This window comes from Streptomyces sp. NPDC051207, from assembly GCF_040682395.1.
Classification (GTDB): domain Bacteria; phylum Actinomycetota; class Actinomycetes; order Streptomycetales; family Streptomycetaceae; genus Streptomyces.
Window position 1 is genome coordinate 160,881 of sequence record NZ_JBFBAX010000007.1, and the last position, 15,647, is coordinate 176,527.

At 74.1% G+C, this 15,647-nt stretch carries 15 protein-coding genes and 1 other RNA gene; 8 read left to right on the plus strand and 8 right to left on the minus strand.

The annotated features are described in order from the left end of the window. Positions 1-32: 32 nt before the first annotated feature. The 4 genes from AB0M97_RS10110 to AB0M97_RS10125 form a co-directional block, all read right to left on the minus strand. Positions 33-326, minus strand: a complete 294-nt coding sequence (locus tag AB0M97_RS10110; RefSeq protein ID WP_365960297.1) for a hypothetical protein — start codon at positions 324-326, stop codon at positions 33-35. 215 nt (positions 327-541) lie between these two features. After that, entirely contained in the window at positions 542-1,336 is a 795-nt protein-coding gene (locus tag AB0M97_RS10115; RefSeq protein WP_365960298.1) for a hypothetical protein, read from the minus strand. A gap of 158 nt (positions 1,337-1,494) precedes the next feature. Next, a complete protein-coding gene (locus AB0M97_RS10120; RefSeq protein ID WP_365960299.1) occupies positions 1,495-2,451 on the minus strand; it encodes an N-acetylmuramoyl-L-alanine amidase in 957 nt (318 codons plus the stop codon). Between the two features lie 22 nt (positions 2,452-2,473). After that, positions 2,474-3,124: a class I SAM-dependent methyltransferase gene (locus AB0M97_RS10125; RefSeq protein WP_365960300.1), complete on the minus strand. Its 651-nt coding sequence runs from the start codon at positions 3,122-3,124 to the stop codon at positions 2,474-2,476. A gap of 305 nt (positions 3,125-3,429) precedes the next feature. Here AB0M97_RS10125 and AB0M97_RS10130 point away from each other — a divergent pair, with 305 nt between their 5' ends. From AB0M97_RS10130 to AB0M97_RS10140, 3 genes are all read left to right on the plus strand, one after another. Beyond that, positions 3,430-4,914: an MFS transporter gene (locus AB0M97_RS10130; protein WP_365960301.1), complete on the plus strand. Its 1,485-nt coding sequence runs from the start codon at positions 3,430-3,432 to the stop codon at positions 4,912-4,914. A 242-nt stretch (positions 4,915-5,156) separates the two neighbouring features. Continuing rightward, positions 5,157-5,912, plus strand: a complete 756-nt coding sequence (locus AB0M97_RS10135; RefSeq protein WP_365960302.1) for a class I SAM-dependent methyltransferase — start codon at positions 5,157-5,159, stop codon at positions 5,910-5,912. A 104-nt stretch (positions 5,913-6,016) separates the two neighbouring features. Beyond that, positions 6,017-6,889: a MaoC/PaaZ C-terminal domain-containing protein gene (locus tag AB0M97_RS10140; RefSeq protein ID WP_365960303.1), complete on the plus strand. Its 873-nt coding sequence runs from the start codon at positions 6,017-6,019 to the stop codon at positions 6,887-6,889. Between the two features lie 162 nt (positions 6,890-7,051). Here the strand turns inward: AB0M97_RS10140 and AB0M97_RS10145 are convergent, their stop codons facing one another. Then, the gene (locus AB0M97_RS10145) at positions 7,052-7,210 is read right to left on the minus strand and encodes a hypothetical protein (RefSeq protein WP_365960304.1); all 159 of its coding nucleotides are present in this window, start codon (positions 7,208-7,210) and stop codon (positions 7,052-7,054) included. A gap of 98 nt (positions 7,211-7,308) precedes the next feature. Beyond that, positions 7,309-8,601, minus strand: a complete 1,293-nt coding sequence (locus AB0M97_RS10150; RefSeq protein ID WP_365960305.1) for a hypothetical protein — start codon at positions 8,599-8,601, stop codon at positions 7,309-7,311. A gap of 244 nt (positions 8,602-8,845) precedes the next feature. On the opposite strand from AB0M97_RS10150, the gene AB0M97_RS10155 reads away from it, so the two are divergent. Genes AB0M97_RS10155 through AB0M97_RS10165 form a run of 3 tightly spaced genes read left to right on the plus strand, consistent with a single transcriptional unit; the run spans position 8,846 to position 11,841 of the window. Continuing rightward, positions 8,846-9,712, plus strand: a complete 867-nt coding sequence (locus AB0M97_RS10155; RefSeq protein WP_365960306.1) for a Nif3-like dinuclear metal center hexameric protein — start codon at positions 8,846-8,848, stop codon at positions 9,710-9,712. Further along, positions 9,709-10,452, plus strand: a complete 744-nt coding sequence (locus tag AB0M97_RS10160; RefSeq protein WP_365960359.1) for a C4-type zinc ribbon domain-containing protein — start codon at positions 9,709-9,711, stop codon at positions 10,450-10,452. The genes AB0M97_RS10155 and AB0M97_RS10160 overlap by 4 nt, the downstream gene beginning before the upstream one ends. 12 nt (positions 10,453-10,464) lie before the next feature. Next, a complete protein-coding gene (locus AB0M97_RS10165; RefSeq protein ID WP_365960307.1) occupies positions 10,465-11,841 on the plus strand; it encodes a bifunctional RNase H/acid phosphatase in 1,377 nt (458 codons plus the stop codon). Here AB0M97_RS10165 and eda read toward each other — a convergent pair. Both eda and yaaA read right to left on the minus strand, forming a co-directional pair. After that, the gene (gene eda / locus AB0M97_RS10170; protein WP_365960308.1) at positions 11,770-12,474 is read right to left on the minus strand and encodes a bifunctional 4-hydroxy-2-oxoglutarate aldolase/2-dehydro-3-deoxy-phosphogluconate aldolase; all 705 of its coding nucleotides are present in this window, start codon (positions 12,472-12,474) and stop codon (positions 11,770-11,772) included. The genes AB0M97_RS10165 and eda overlap by 72 nt on opposite strands. A gap of 66 nt (positions 12,475-12,540) precedes the next feature. Next, entirely contained in the window at positions 12,541-13,323 is a 783-nt protein-coding gene (gene yaaA, locus AB0M97_RS10175) for a peroxide stress protein YaaA (protein WP_365960309.1), read from the minus strand. Positions 13,324-13,396: 73 nt separating this feature from the next. On the opposite strand from yaaA, the gene AB0M97_RS10180 reads away from it, so the two are divergent. Then, positions 13,397-14,836 carry an RNB domain-containing ribonuclease gene (locus tag AB0M97_RS10180; protein ID WP_365960311.1) on the plus strand — a complete coding sequence of 480 codons (1,440 nt, stop codon included), beginning with the start codon at positions 13,397-13,399 and terminating at the stop codon, positions 14,834-14,836. Between the two features lie 93 nt (positions 14,837-14,929). Further along, an RNA gene (rnpB, locus tag AB0M97_RS10185) (RNase P RNA component class A) lies at positions 14,930-15,335 on the plus strand. Positions 15,336-15,647: the final 312 nt, after the last annotated feature.

Genomic DNA, 15,647 nt, shown 5'->3' on the forward strand with positions numbered 1-15,647 from the left:
GCCGGCGTCAGGCCCGTGCGGGCCGCGGCGGCTCAGTGGCGGTGGACGCGGTTGGCGATCGCGTGGCCCACGAAGAGGTAGACGACCGCGGCCAGGCCGTACCCGGCGACGACCCGGGCCCACTCCGCGTCGAACGTGAACAGGTCGTGGGACCAGCCCGCGAGCCAGCGGGCCGCGTCGTGGACGAACTGCACGAAGTCGTTTGCGCGGTTCGCGTCCAGCAGGTACATCAGGATCCACAGGCCCAGGATGAGAGCCATGATGTCGGCGACGACCGCTATGACCGTCCCGGCCTGATTGGCGCTGGTGCGATATCGAGGGGACATGCCCTTCGGGTAGCCCCGGAACGCCGGACGAAACCCGAACGGGCCCCGCGCGGCGGCCTGTTCCGGCGCGCCGGGTGACGGCGTGGGAGGAAGTGACCCGTGTGGCCCGGAGGCGCCGGACCCGGGCCCGCGCGCCGCTCCGGGCACGCAAAACGGCCGTCGGCCCCCGCCCGGAAAGGGCGGGGGCCGACGGCCGCCACGACGTGCGGTGCGCGTCAGCCGCGCTGGATGCCCGACGTGTCCTGGAGGACACCGCGGCGGCCGTCCTGCGTCTGCGCGACCAGGGCCTGACCGCGCTGCTCGACGGCCAGGTACCAGGTGCCCGGCGCGAGTTCGGCGATCGGTGTGGGCGAGCCGTCCTCCGCGAACAGCGGCCGGGGCACCGGAACCGCGAACCAGAACGGCGAGAAGTCCCCGGCCGGCTGACCCGCCGGCTGCTGCTGCCCCTGCTGCGGCTGGGCGCCGTAGGGCTGGCCCGCCTGCGGCTGGCCCGACTGGGGCTGACCGCCGAACGCGGGCTGCTGCGCACCCGGGTAGCCGTAACCGCCCTGCGGCTGCACGCCGTAGGGCTGGGGGGCGGCGGGACGCGGGGCCGGGACGAGCGAGCCCTGGAGGGCGGGGATCAGCGGCGTGGCGACGGCGGCACCGGCCAGCAGCAGAGCCGCGATGAAGCCGAGGATGAGACCGGCCGCGGCGCTGGCGCCGTCACCGACGTCCACCAGCGACCAGAACAGGCTCCAGGCGACGAGCACCGTGAACGCCGTGCCGACGGTCCCGAGGTCGAGGCCGGCGACCTTGCGCGGCTGCGGCAGGCAGCGGTTGACGACGATCAGAGCGGCACCGATGACACCGGCCATGTACAGACCGAGGCCGGTGCCGAGGCTGTCCCACGCGGTGACGTCCAGGTCGAACCCCTTGGCGGAGTACAGATCGAGGAACGACGCGATGAACAGCAATACCGCTGCTCCGATCACCACGCCGTCGCCTCGAGTGAGGGAGCGGATATTCACTTCAGGTCCTTCGTAGGTCGTCTCGTCGTCGGTAGAGGCGTCGCTGTCACCATGTCGCCGTCAGGCCCGGGTGGGAAGCGCGGGGGTGGCCCCTCATCGTAAGGACGACACTATCGTCCGACCGGTTGAGGTGTCCGCCGGGATCAGCCCGCGGACCGCTACCCGCGCAGGAAACTCACGATTCCCTCAGAGATCCCCTGCGCCGCCTTCTGCCGCCAGGCGCCGCTGGTCAGCAGCGCCGCGTCCTTGCTATCGCGCATGTTGCCGCACTCGATGAACACCTTGGGAACCGTTGACAGATTGAGACCGCCGAGATCCGTGCGCGTGACGAGGCCGGTGCCGTCGCCCACGTAGTTGGCGGGCGCGCTGCCGGTGACCCGGACGAACCTGCCGACGAGGCGTTCGCCCAGGTCACGGGAGGGTCCGACGATGGGCCGGGTGTCGGCCTCGCCCGCGTGGACGCTGCCCGGCAGGATGACGTGGAAGCCGCGGTTGCCCTCGGCCGAGCCGTCGGCGTGGACGGACACGACGGCGTCGGCACGGGCGTTGTTCCCGATCCGGGCCCGCTCGTCCACGCACGGCCCGAAGGGGCGGTCGGCGTTCTGCGTCAGCTTCACCGTGGCGCCCTGCTGTTCCAGCAGGGTGCGGGCCCGGCGGGCGACGTCCAGCGTGAACGTCGCCTCGGTGTAACCGGCGTTGGTGGACGTGCCCGTCGTGTCGCATTCCTTCCAGCCCGTCCCGATGTTCACCTTGCGGTTGATCTCGGAGGTGTGCCGGAAGTTGCCCGCGTTGTGCCCGGGGTCGATGACGACGACCTTGCCCTTGAGCGGCCCGGAGGCGGCGGGCGCGGAGGACGAGGGCGACGCGCTGGAGGCGGTGGGGGACGGGCCGGGCTTCTTGCCGTCGTCACCACGTTCCGGAGCGGACCCGCCGCCCGCCGCCGGGGGCGACGACACGTCCGCCGCCCCGCCGAAACCGCCCCCCGAATCCCCGACCGCCTCGTACACGAGCCAGCCGAGCAGCGCACCCGGCAGCAGCGCGGCCAGCGCCACAGTCAGCGGGCGGCGGGACCGCGGCGGACGGGAGGGTTCGGCATCGGGGCCTGCGTACGACACGTCTGCGACTCTAACCGCGCCGTCAGATCCCCGCTCCCGTTCGCCGCAGCACCCGCAGCGAACCGGTGACGGACACCTCCGTGAAGGCCCTGGAGGCGAGGGCGCGGAGGTAGACGCGGTAAGGGGCCTGGCCCGTGAACTCGTCCACCGGGTCCGGGAACACGTCGTGGACGACCAGCAGGCCGCCCTCCGCCACATGGGGGGCCCAGCCCTCGTAGTCGGCGCCCGCGTGCTCGTCGGTGTGGCCGCCGTCGACGAAGACCAGGCCGAGCGGCGCGTTCCACAGCCGGGCGATCTGCGGGGAGCGCCCGACCAGCGCCACTACGTGCTCCTCCAGACCCGCCCGGTGCAGGGTGCGGCGGAAGGCCGGCAGGGTGTCCATGAGGCCCAGCTCGGGGTCGACCGTCTCGGGGTCGTGGTAGTCCCAGCCGGGCTGCTGCTCCTCGCTGCCGCGGTGGTGGTCCACGGTCAGCGCGGTGACACCGGCCTGCCGGGCGGCGTCCGCGAGCAGGATCGTGGAGCGCCCGCAGTACGTGCCGACCTCCAGCAGCGGCAGCCCCAGCCGCCCGGCCCGCACGGCCGCCGCGTACAGGGCCAGGCCCTCGTCCACGGGCATGAACCCCTTCGCCGCCTCGAACGCGGCCATGACCTCCGGCTGGGGCGCCGCCGACATGGGGTCCTGCCTTTCACTCCGGTGGTGCGCGACCGGGCGGGGCACCCGGGCGGGCTCCATGCTGCCGCATCGCGCTCCGGGGGTTCGGCCGGGGGGGGAGGGTCGCCATCCCGGCCGCATCGACGGCCCCACGAAATCTTGACCTTCTCTTGGCAGTCCCGCCGCACGAGGCGGGCACCCGCCCGGGACCCATGTTCAGAGCCCGCACCCAGAGCCCCCGTACAGAGCCTCCGTCCCCAGGTCCGGGAACGACTCGGCCGGATTCCCGATCCCCGGAGCGTCCGGCCGCTGGGACCATGACACCCATGCCCCGAGCCGCACGCCTTCGCCGCCCCGCCCGTCGCGCCACGCCACCCACCTGGCTGGTCGTGGCGCTCGCGTGCGCCGGGCAGTTCCTCGTCGTGCTCGACGTCTCCGTCGTCAACGTCGCCCTGCCGTCCATGCGCACCGGGCTCGGCCTCGGCGAGCAGGGACTGCAGTGGGTGGTGAACGCCTACGCCATCGCCTTCGCCGGTTTCATGCTGCTGGGCGGCCGGGCCGGAGACCTCTACGGCCGCAAGCGGATGTTCCTCGCCGGGCTCGCCCTGTTCACGCTGGCCTCGCTCGGCGGCGGCCTCGCCCAGGAGGGCGGGCACCTGCTGCTGGCGCGGGCGGTGCAGGGACTCGGCGCCGCCGTCCTCGCGCCCGCCACCCTGACCATCCTCACGGCCGCCGTGCCGGAGGGCGCCGCACGGAACCGCGCCATAGCCACCTGGACGGCGGTCGGCGCGGGCGGCGGCGCGGCCGGCGGGCTCGTCGGCGGAATCCTCGTCGACCTGCTGTCCTGGCGCTGGGTCCTGCTGATCAACGTCCCCGTGGGCGCGGTCGTCCTGACCGGCGCCGCCTGGTACCTCGCGGAGAGCCGCGCGGGCGACGGACGGCGCCTGGACCTGCCGGGCGCCGTCCTGGCCACCGCCGGGCTGGCGACCCTCGCGTACGGCATCTCCCGCACCGAGGCCGACGGCTGGACGGCGGCGGCCACCCTCGTCCCACTGCTCGCCGGACTCGCCCTGCTCGGCCTGTTCCTCGCCGTCGAGTCCCGCACGGCCACCCCGCTGATGCCGCTCGGGCTGCTGCGGCTGAGGCCGGTGGCCTCGGCGAACGCGGCGATGTTCCTCAGCGGCTCCGCCATGTTCTGCATGTGGTTCTTCATGACCCTGTACGCGCAGAACGTCCTCGGCTACTCCCCGCTGGAGGCCGGCGTCGCCCTGATCCCCAGCTCCCTCGCCGTGATCGCCGGCTCCAAGGTCGCCCCCCGGCTGATGCGGGTGCTCGGCGCGCGGGCACTGGCCGCCCTCGGCACGGCGGTCGCCGCGACGGGCTTCGGCTGGCAGTCGACGCTGACGGCCGACGGGGCGTACGTGACCGCGATCATGATCCCCGGCGTCCTGATGATGCTCGGCGCCGGCCTCGCCACGACCCCGCTCGCCTCACTGGCCACGTCGGGGACCGCGCCGGGGGAGGCCGGGCTGGTGTCCGGCCTGATCAACACCTCGCGCATCATGGGCGGCTCACTGGGCCTCGCCGTCATGTCGACCCTGGCGGCGGCCCGCTCGGGCGGCAGCACCTCACCGGACGCGCTGACGGAGGGGTACGCGCTGGTGTTCCGGGCGGGCACGGCGGTTCTCGGCGCGGGCACGCTCCTGATGTGGCTGTGGCTGCCCCGGGGCGAGAAGCGGGCGGGGCCCGGCGCAGAAACGGACACGGACACGGGCGCGCGGCGGGGGGTGAGGGGGCGGGCGGCCCGGTGAGGGGAGTGCCGGGCCGGCAGGAGTCAAAACGGGGCTTCCGGGTGCCGGAGGAGGAGCCGTGGACAGCCCCGGAGGCGCCACGGCGGGCCTCTCCCGCCCACCCCGGAGTGATCCCCCACGGGCCGCCCCCACACCCCGCCACGCGACCGCACAGCGGCCCCGGAGAGGTGAGCAAACAGGGCTTGACCTGGGGTTTCTTCCCGTCCCGGCGTAGCATCACGGGGACGCGGAAGGGGGGCCGGATGGACCGGCACATACGCACTGTCGACGACGTACTCACGCTCCTGGACGACCTGTTCGCACCGGACGCCGACCGCTGGACCGGCCGGGGCGGCGCCGACTGGTGGGACGGCTTCTACACCGACCGCTCCCGGCAGGTGCCGTTCTTCGTGGCCAAGCCCGACGAGAGCCTCGCGTCCTGGATCGACCGCGGCCTCCTCGGGCCGGGCCGCGCCCTGGACCTCGGCTGCGGCCCCGGCCGCAACGCCCTGCACCTGGCCGCGCGCGGCTTCGACGTGGACGCCGTGGACCTCTCGCCGACGGCCGTCGCCTGGGCGCGGGAACGGGCGGCGGAGACGGGAGCCGAAGGCGTGCGTTTCCACTGCGGGGACGCCTTCGCGCTCGCCGGCACGGAACTGCCCGGCCCGTACGACCTCGTGTACGACTCCGGCTGCTTCCACCATCTGCCCCCGCACCGCCGCGTCAGCCACCTCGCCCTGCTGGACCGGGTGCTGGCCCCCGGCGGCGCGTTCGCGCTGACCTGCTTCGCGGCGGGCGGCATGGGCTCCGAGCTGCCGGACGCCGACTTCTACCGCCAGGGCCGGCTGCACGGCGGCCTGGCGTACACCCCTCAGGCGCTGCGCCACATCTTCTCGGGCCACCGGGAGCCGAACCTCACGGAACGCGAACTGCGCCGCATGCGCGACCAGCCGGAGGACTCGCCGTACTTCGGGGCGGACTTCCTGTGGACGGCGCTGTTCCGTCGCGCGCCGCGTTGAATGCCACCGTGACCGGTGCCGCTGTCCGCCGTTCCACGGGGGTGTGCCCCGCCCGCACGACGGCCGCCCAACCGCCCAACCGGCCGACCCCGACAAGGAGTGCCATGCCCATCGACGTCGCCCAGGCCCTCGGCGGCGCGCCCCGCGTCGAGGAGATCTCCTGGAGCGGCCGGGACGTGCGGCTCTACCACCTCGGCATCGGCGCGGGCGTCCCCGCCACCGACCCCGCCGAACTGCGCTACACCCTGGAGTCCCGCCTGCACGTCCTGCCGAGCTTCGCCACCGTCGCCGGCGGCGGACCGCCCGGTGTGATCGGCGCCCTGTCGATGCCCGGTGTCGACGTGGACCTGGCGGCCGTCCTGCACGCCGGGCAGAGTCTGCGGCTGCACCGGCCGGTCCCCACCGACGGCACCGCCACCGCCACGTCCCGCCTCGTCGCCGTACACGACAAGGGCAAGGCGGCGCTGCTCGTCATGCGGACCGAAGTGACCGACGGCAGCGGGCCGTTGTGGACGGAGGAGGCGGAGGTCTACGTCCGCGGGGAAGGCGGCTGGGCCGGTGAACGCGAACGCGGACCGTCCACGCATCCCGAACCGCCGTGCGGGGAGCCCGAGGTGACCGTGGAACGGGCCGTCCGCCCGGACCAGGCCCTGCTGTACCGGCTCACCGGTGACGACAACCCCCTGCACGCCGACCCGGAGTTCGCGCGGGCCGCGGGCTTCGAACAGCCCGTCCTGCACGGGCTGTGCACCTACGGCATGACACTCAAGGCGGCCGTGGACACGCTGCTCGCGGGCGAGACGGACCGGGTACGGGGGTACCGGGCGCGGTTCGTGGGCGTGGTGTACCCGGGGGAGACGCTCCGGATCCGGATGTGGCGCGGGGCCGGGCAGGCCCGCACGGTCCGGGTGGAGGTGAGCACGGCCGAGCGGGGGGAGACCCCCGTACTGGCGGCCGGGCGGATCGAGTACGCGTGACGGCGCGACGGGCACCGGAGACCCGAGCCGGGAGCCCACCTGCCCAACGGAACGGCCCCGCCCGTCGGACGACGGGCGGGGCCGTGTGACGCCGATGGCCGACCGGTGCGGCGTACCGCGGAGGGACCCGCGGCCTGCCGCGCGCGACCGGCCAGTACTGGGTCAGGCCGCGGTCGACTCGGACTCCTCGGCGGGCTTGCGGTGACGACCGCGCGGCGCCGTGTCGCTGTCCTGCGTGGAGACCTCGCCCCGGTGCCGGCCGTGGCCGGCGGCTATGTCCTGGACGTCGGCCGGGCACGGCTGGTTCATTACGTCGCTCATCGGAAGGAACTCACCCCGTCAAACATGATCTTTCCTACAGCCGGGCGAGTGTAACCGGCACACCGTGGGGCGAATCCAGACGGCCACGCCAACCGGCACTAGTTCGTTACCAGCCGTCCAAGTGGCGCTTCCCGCAAGGGCACAGGGCGCGGCGCGGCACATCCTGCGGACCTCTGGCCGACCGCGCCGACCCGCGTCACGTCGACCGACTCCCGGCCCCGGCCGACCGGTTGGCCGGGCGACACGGAGGCCTCCCCCCACCCCCGGCCGCCCGCGTCACCCACTGCCGGGGGTGCCTGCTCCGCCGCCCGCGGCCGAGCACCACCTGGCCCCGCTTCCTCCACGCCACCCACGCCCGCCCACGGCGCCGCGAGCCGCGCCACGCCGCACGGCATTTCGCGTGTGACGCAGGGGAGGCGGAGTTCGCCCTCCTCGGTCCACTGGCCGGTGCCCGCCAACCAGCCGCCGGGCGCCGGGAGATGGTGGATTCGCCGGCCGGCGGGCCGCCACACACCCACCCGGCTTCCGAGCGGTCCGTCCACCCGCAGCGCCACCCCGCACGCCTCCGGCGTCAGCACCTGCCCCGGCTGCACCGCGAACGGTGTGACCGTGCAGTCCGGCACGCGCAGACTCTCCGGGAACCGCACCGGCAGCGTGCTGCCGAGGATGCCCCAGCCCAGCCGGGGAGCGCCCGGCGAGGGGGCGTCCGAGGCGATCAGCAGCAGGCCGCTGTCGGGGTCCGCGAGCAGCAGCCGGTCGTCGCTGTCCTCGGTGAGCTGCAGCAGCGGTGAGACCTCGCCGCCGCGCTCCAGGTCGACCACGACCGCCTTGGTACGGCCGCCGGTCTCCCGGTCCAGGGCCAGCATCCGCCCGGTGCGGTCCAGCCACACGCCGCCCGAGCACCGGCCGGGCACCTCGGCGAGCCGCTCGGGCCCGAAGGCCCCGCCCGCCACCAGCCACACCGCGCTGGAGCGCCGGCCCACCGCGAGCGCGTAGGCCCGGTCACCACCGGGCGCGGGCGGCAGCAGCCGCAGCCGGGTGCCCTCGACCGGGCACTCCACGGTGCCGAGCGGCAGCTCGCCAGTGCCGGGCCCGGTCGGATACAGCAGCGAGAAGGCGTGCCGCCCGTCCAGCGGCCGGCGGATGAGCACCCGCCCGTCGCCCATCGGCTGCACTTCGGTGCCGGGCCCCTCCGGCTGCCGGCCGGGCAGCGGCACCACGTACGGCTCGGGTCCGTCCAGCGTCCAGCGCTCCGGAAACCACGCGTCGCCGTCCGGGGCGAGCCGCGCCGCATAGGCGCCGTCCGCGCTGAGGGCGCAGCCTGCCTGCGGAGTCCCTTCTTCCCCGGGCCCCGCGTGTTCCGCCGCCGACTCGATCGCACAGGCCGTCATCGTTCGGTCACCTCCGGTGACGAAACTAGGTTTCGCACGGATGGACGTGTGACGGTCGGGCACCGGCTTCGCCCTTACGGGTGGCGCAAAAGCGATTCTGCTGAGGAAACGACGGCATATGTGCTCCCGGTGCGGGACGCCGGCCCCGACGGTGGACGGCCGACCGGGCGTCGCACCCGGCGCCGGCCCCCGCGGCGGGCGGCACCGGTTCAGCCGTACGAAGCAGCCAGGTAGCCTTTCCCACGTGCCCCGTCTGTCTGAAGTCATCGCCGCGCTGGAGAACCTGTGGCCCGCCGAGCGGGCCGAGTCCTGGGACGCGGTCGGGACCGTCGTGGGCGATCCCGGCCAGGACGTCTCCCGGGTGCTGTTCGCCGTCGACCCCGTGCGGGAGATCGTCGACGAGGCCGTGAAGCTCGGCGCCGACCTGCTCGTCACCCACCACCCGCTCTACCTGCGCGGGACGACGACGGTCGCGGCCTCCACCTTCAAGGGCCGCGTCGTGCACACCCTCATCAAGAACGACATCGCGCTGCACGTCGCCCACACCAACGCCGACACCGCCGACCCGGGCGTCTCCGACGCGCTCGCGGGCGCGCTCGGCCTGCGCGTCGCAGGTCCCCTCGTGCCGGACACCACCGACCCCGGGGGCCGCCGCGGCCTCGGCCGGATCTGCGAGCTGGACCACCCGCTCACCGTCCGCGAGTTCGCCGCCCGCGCCGCCGAGCGGCTGCCCGCCACCGCGCAGGGCATCCGCGTCGCCGGCGACCCCGGCGCCACCGTCCGTACGGTCGCCGTCAGCGGCGGCTCCGGCGACAGCCTCTTCGACCACGTGCGCGCGGCCGGCGTCGACGCCTTCCTCACCGCGGACCTGCGCCACCACCCGGCGTCGGAGTTCGTTGCGGATCGCGCCCACAGTCCGCTCGCGCTGCTCGACGCGGCGCACTGGGCCACCGAATGGCCCTGGTGCGAGCTGGCCGCGAGCCAGCTCGACGAGATCTCCGACCGGCACGGATGGGATCTCCGCGTCCACGTGTCGAAGACGGTCACCGACCCCTGGACCGCCCACGCGGCCTCCGCCGCCACCCCCGACCCACTGGGAGCCCCCAACTGAACGCCGCGCCCGCCGACCAGATCCGACTCCTCGACGTCCAGGACCTCGACGTCCGCCTGCAGCAGCTCGCCCACCGGCGCAGGTCCCTGCCCGAGCACGCCGAGCTGGAGTCGCTGACCAAGGACCTCACGCAGCTGCGCGACCTGCTGGTGGCCGCGCAGACCGAGGAGAGCGACTGCGCCCGCGAACAGACCAAGGCCGAGCAGGACGTCGACCAGGTGCGCCAGCGCGCCGCCCGCGACCAGAAGCGCCTCGACTCGGGCGCGGTCAGCTCCCCGAAGGACCTGGAGAACCTCCAGCGCGAGATCGCCTCCCTCGCCAAGCGGCAGGCCGACCTGGAGGACGTCGTCCTGGAGGTCATGGAGCGCCGCGAGTCCGCGCAGGAGCGGGTGGCCGAGCTCACCGAGCGGGTCTCCTCCGTCCAGTCGAAGATCGACGCCGCGACCGCGCGCCGGGACGCCGCGTTCGAGGAGATCGACGGCGAGGTCGCCACCGTCACCAAGGAGCGCGAGGTCATCGCCGCCTCCGTCCCGGCCGACCTCCTCAAGCTGTACGACAAGCTCCGCCAGCAGCAGGGCGGCGTCGGCGCGGCGAAGCTCTACGCCCGCACCTGCCAGGGCTGCCGCCAGGAGCTCGCCATCACCGAGCTGAGCGAGATCCGCTCCGCGGCCCCCGACACGGTCGTGCGCTGCGAGAACTGCCGCCGCATCCTGGTGCGGACGGCCGAGTCCGGCCTGTAAGGGGCGCGGCCCGTGCGGGAGTTCATCGTCGAGGCCGACGGCGGGTCTCGGGGCAACCCGGGGCCCGCGGGCTACGGCTGCGTGGTCGCCGACGCCGCGACGGGGCAGACGCTGGTCGAGGCGGCCGAGTACCTCGGCGTCGTCACGAACAACGTCGCCGAGTACCGCGGGCTGCTGGCCGGCCTGCGCGCCGCCCGTGAACTGGACCCGTCCGCCACGGTCCACGTCCGCATGGACTCCAAGCTGGTCATCGAGCAGATGTCGGGGCGCTGGAAGATCAAACACCCCGACATGAAGCCGCTCGCGGCCCAGGCGGCACGGATCTTCCCGCCCGGGCGGGTCACGTACGAGTGGATCCCCCGCGAGCGGAACAAGCACGCGGACCGCCTGGCGAACGAGGCGATGGACGGGGGAGCGTCGGAGGGGGCGTACGTGGTGCGCCGGGAGGTCGCGGACTTGGCTCAGGGGAGAGTCGCCGAGCCCGGCGAAACCGCCGCGTCGGGCGGAGCCATCGGGCCGGGCGGAGCCGCCGGGCCGGGCGAAGTCACCGCGTCCGGCGAGGCCGCGGACACCCGCGCCGCCCAGGCCGTAGCCATCGACCCCCGAGTCGCCGGGCCCGCCGCCGACGCTCGCGCCGCCCAGCCCTCCAGCACCCGCAGCCCCGCCGCCCAAGCCGCCCCCGCCCCCGGCTGGGGTCCCCCCGACATGGGTGACCCCGCCACCTTCGTCCTGCTGCGGCACGGTGAGACGCCGCTCACCCCGCAGAAGCGGTTCTCCGGCAGCGGCGGCAGCGACCCGTCGCTGTCCGACGTCGGCAGGGAGCAGGCCGAGAGGGTCGCCGAGGCGCTGGACCGGCGCGGGACGGTCCAGGCGATCGTGTCCTCGCCCCTGGCCCGTGCCCGCGAAACCGCGCAGATCGTCGCCGCCCGTCTCGGTCTGGAGGTCGCCGTCGAGGAGGGGCTGCGCGAGACCGACTTCGGCGCCTGGGAGGGGCTCACCTTCGCCGAGGTCCGCGAGCGCCACCCGGACGATCTGAACGCCTGGCTGGCCGACCCGCACGCCGCTCCGACCGGCGGCGGCGAGAGCTTCGCCGCGACCGGGGCCCGGGTCGCCGCCGCCCGGGACCGGCTCGTCGTCGCGTACGCGGGCCGCACGGTCCTGCTCGTCTCGCACGTCACGCCGATCAAGACGCTCGTACGCCTCGCCCTGGGCGCACCGCCCGAGTCGCTGTTCCGCATGGAACTGTCCGCGGCGTCCCTGTCGGCGGTGGCGTACTACGCGGACGGCGCCGCCAGCGTCCGCCTCTTCAACGACACCTCACACCTGCGCCGACTCACCGGCCCTCAGGCCCGCACCCGCCCCCAGACCGGCCGCCTCCCGGGCCAGTGACTCCACGCGCCCCCAGTCCCGGTCGGCGATCGCGTCCGGCGGAAGCATCCAACTGCCGCCCACACAACCGACGTTGGGCAGCGCCAGGTACTCGGGTGCGGAGGCCGGGCCGATGCCGCCGGTCGGGCAGAAGCGGGCCTGCGGCAGGGGACCGGCGAGCGACTTGAGGTAGGCGGTGCCGCCCGCGGCCTCGGCCGGGAAGAACTTCATCTCCCGCACCCCGCGCTCCAGCAGCGCCACCACCTCGGACGCGGTCGACACCCCCGGCAGGAACGGCACCCCGGACGCCCGCATCGACTCCAGCAGTCCGTCCGTCCAGCCGGGGCTGACCAGGAAACGCGCCCCCGCCGCCACCGCGCCGGCGACCTGCCCGGGCGTGATCACGGTGCCCGCCCCGGCCACCGCACCCGGCACCGCGCCGTCGGCGATCGCGCGGATCGCGTCGAGCGCGGCGGGCGTCCGCAGCGTCACCTCGATCGCGGGCAGCCCGCCCGCCACCAGCGCACGCGCGAGCGGTACGGCGTCGGCGGCGTCCTCGATGACGACGACGGGCACCACGGGGGCCAGACCCAGCACGGAACCGGGCACGGCGGCGGAGGGGGAGGAGGCGGAGGAGGCGGAGGAGGGGACCATGACCTCATCCTGCCCAGCACACACACCCTGCGCAAAGAACGTTGCGCAGGGTGCAACACGCGCTGGTCAGTGGATCTCCGTCACCAGCACGTCCAGCGACCACGCCCGCCCCGCCTTCTGCGGCGCCTGCGCCTCCACCGCGTATCCGAGGTCCCGCAGCGCCTCCACCAGCTCCGCCGGTCCCTTCGGCACCGCACCGGCCGTCAGCAGGCTCCGTACGATCCGGCCCTTGGTCGCCTTGTTGAAGTGGCTGACCACCTTCCGGGTCGGCGCGTGCAGCACCCGTACCGTCGCCGTGCGCTCCGCGACCTCGCCCTTCGGCTTCCAGGCGGCGGCGTACGCGGCCGACCTGAGGTCCAGCACCAGCCCGCCCCCGGCCACCGCGGGCAGCGCCTCGGCCATCGGCGCCCGCCAGTGCCCGGCCAGCGCGCCGAGGCCGGGCAGCTTCACGCCCATCGAGCAGCGGTAGGACGGAATCCGGTCCGTCACCCGGACCGCGCCCCACAGCCCCGAGAACACCAGCAGCGAACGCCCGGCCCGGCGCCTCGCCGCCGTGTCCAGCGAGGCCAGGTCCAGGGCGTCGTACAGCACACCCGTGTAGATCTCCCCGGCCGGGCGGGCCCCCGCCGTGCGCAACCCGGCGTTCTTGGCGACCTCGTCCCGCAGCCCCTCGCTCAGTCCGAGCACCTCGCGGGCCTTGTCCTCGTCCGCCGTGCACAGCTCGACCAGCTCCTCCAGCACGGCTTCGCGGGCCGCGGCGAGCTCCGGCAGCGACAGGGCGTCCGGCTTCAGCGGGGCGCCGCGGCCGGAGGGTGCCTTACCTTCCGAGGGAGGCAGCAGGACAAGCACGAAGATCTCCTTCTGTTGAGCTTTCGACAGCGTACGGTGTGCCTCCCGGCCGCCCCCGCCCTACGCTCGCCGTATGCCTCGCCGCCACATACGCGTGACCGGAACCCCCGCCGCCCCGCTGCGCGCCGCCCTCACCGCCCTGCGCGCCGAACTCGGCGTCCCGCAGGACTTCCCGCCCGAGGCCCTGGCCGAGGCGGAACAGTCGGCGAAGAACCCGGTGCTGCCCGACCATGACACCACCGCCGACATCTTCCTCTTCACCATCGACCCGCCCACCTCCACCGACCTCGACCAGGCGATGCACCTCTCCCGGCAGGGCACCGGCTACCGCGTCCGGTACGCCATCGCCGACGTCGCCGCCTTCGTCCGCCCCGGCGGAGCCGTCGACACGGAGGCGCACCGGCGCGTGACCACGCTGTACTTCCCCGACACCCGCGTCCCGCTGCACCCGCCCGTGCTCAGCGAGGGCGCCGCCAGCCTGCTGCCGGGCCAGGACCGGCCCGCCGTCCTGTGGACGGTCGACCTCGACGCGGACGGCCGCACCACCGCCGTGGACGTACGCCGCGCGCTGGTTCGCAGCCGGATGCGGTACGACTACGAGACCGCGCAGCGCCGGATCGACGACGGCACCGCAGAGGAACCCCTCGCCCTGCTCGCCGAGATCGGCCGGCTGCGCGAACGCCGCGAGGCGGAACGCGGCGGCATCTCCCTCAACGTCCCCGAGCAGGAAATCGTCCCCCACGACCACACGTACGAACTCGCCTACCGCGCCCCGCTGCCCGCCGACGGCTGGAACGCCCAGATCTCCCTGCTCACCGGCATGGCCGCCGCCGACCTGATGCTCGCGCACGGCACCGGCGTCCTGCGCACCCTGCCCGCCGCCCCCGACGGCGCGGTCGGCCGGCTCCGCCGCACCGCGCAGGCCCTGCGCATCGACTGGCCGCACCACGTCCCGTACGCGGCACTGATCCGCTCCCTCGACCCCCGCGAACCGCGGCACGCGGCGTTCCTCCAGGAGTGCACGACGCTGCTGCGCGGCGCCGGGTACACCGTCTTCCGCGACGGCGCCCTGCCCGACATCACCACCCACTCCGCCGTGGCCGCCCCGTACACCCACTGCACGGCGCCGCTGCGCCGCCTCGCCGACCGGTACGCCGCCGAGCTGTGCCTGGCGGCGGTCGCCGGGCAGGCCCCGCCCGACTGGGCGCTCGCCGCCCTCGACGCGCTGCCGGGGGAGATGGCGGACGGCGGGCGCCGCGCGAACGCCGTCGAACGCGCCTGCGTCGACATCGTGGAGGCGGCCCTGCTGAAGGACCGGGTGGGCGAGGAGTTCGAGGGCGTGGTCGTGGACCTCGGGGACCGCCGCCCCGGCACCGGCACCGTCCAGGTGGAGTCCCCGGCGGTCATCGGCCGCATCGAGAACACGGCGGAGGACATGCTCGGCCGGCGCCTGAAGGTCCGCCTCACCCAGGCGGACCCGGCAGCACGCCGGGTGATCTTCACGCCCGCGTGAGGGCCGGCACGAGAGCGGAAGGGGGCGCTGCGGCGTGGCGAACGGCTGGGACCGCCGCCGTCCCCGGCCCGGTACCATGGTCGACACGGCAGACGAGCCGGGCGGGCGGCCGCGTGGAGTTCTCCCCAGGGGGAGCTTCCCGAGGAACGTCCGGGCTCCACAGGGCAGGGTGGTGGCTAACGGCCACCCGGGGTGACCCGCGGGACAGTGCCACAGAAAGCAGACCGCCGGGGATCTCGATCCTCGGTAAGGGTGAAACGGTGGTGTAAGAGACCACCAGTGCCCAGGGTGACCTGGGCAGCTGGGTAAACCCCACCCGGAGCAAGGTCAAGAAGGAAACACCCCGGTGTTTCTGCGCGGACGATCGAGGGCGGCCCGCCCGAGTCCGCGGGTAGACCGCTGGAGGCCGGTGGCAACACCGGTCCTAGATGGATGGCCGTCACCGAACGGACCGCGAGGTCCCTCGGCACAGAACCCGGCGTAACATCCGAGTATTGCTCCCGCCCGGTATTTTCCCAGGTCAGAGGGCTGTGGTGCGGAGAAAATCGGCGGCAGGGTCGAATCCGGGTCGAATTTCGCCGTGTGCGTGCAGTGCGACGTCCGCTGCCTGAAGCACCATTCGATGAAAAGGCTGTGACCAGCAGCGTTGCACCTGACAGTGGGACAGCATGGACTATACAAAAAGTATTGTCCGAGGTGTCTGGCCTGGCGAAATGTGAATGATCTGGACATCGGCGCGGCTCTGTCAGACCTCGCTCGTATCCTCACGCCGTGATCGCATCTCAAGGTTCAGACGCGTCCGGGAGTGACG

Excerpts from the sequence above, each read along its gene's own strand:
- AB0M97_RS10110 (WP_365960297.1), bottom strand. The coding sequence starts at position 326 with ATGTCCCCTCGATATCGCACCAGCGCCAATCAGGCCGGGACGGTCATA.
- AB0M97_RS10125 (WP_365960300.1), bottom strand. The coding sequence starts at position 3,124 with ATGTCGGCGGCGCCCCAGCCGGAGGTCATGGCCGCGTTCGAGGCGGCG.
- AB0M97_RS10130 (WP_365960301.1), top strand. The coding sequence starts at position 3,430 with ATGCCCCGAGCCGCACGCCTTCGCCGCCCCGCCCGTCGCGCCACGCCA.
- AB0M97_RS10135 (WP_365960302.1), top strand. The coding sequence starts at position 5,157 with ATGGACCGGCACATACGCACTGTCGACGACGTACTCACGCTCCTGGAC.
- AB0M97_RS10140 (WP_365960303.1), top strand. The coding sequence starts at position 6,017 with ATGCCCATCGACGTCGCCCAGGCCCTCGGCGGCGCGCCCCGCGTCGAG.
- AB0M97_RS10145 (WP_365960304.1), bottom strand. The coding sequence starts at position 7,210 with ATGAGCGACGTAATGAACCAGCCGTGCCCGGCCGACGTCCAGGACATA.
- AB0M97_RS10150 (WP_365960305.1), bottom strand. The coding sequence starts at position 8,601 with ATGACGGCCTGTGCGATCGAGTCGGCGGCGGAACACGCGGGGCCCGGG.
- eda (WP_365960308.1), bottom strand. The coding sequence starts at position 12,474 with ATGGTCCCCTCCTCCGCCTCCTCCGCCTCCTCCCCCTCCGCCGCCGTG.
- AB0M97_RS10180 (WP_365960311.1), top strand. The coding sequence starts at position 13,397 with ATGCCTCGCCGCCACATACGCGTGACCGGAACCCCCGCCGCCCCGCTG.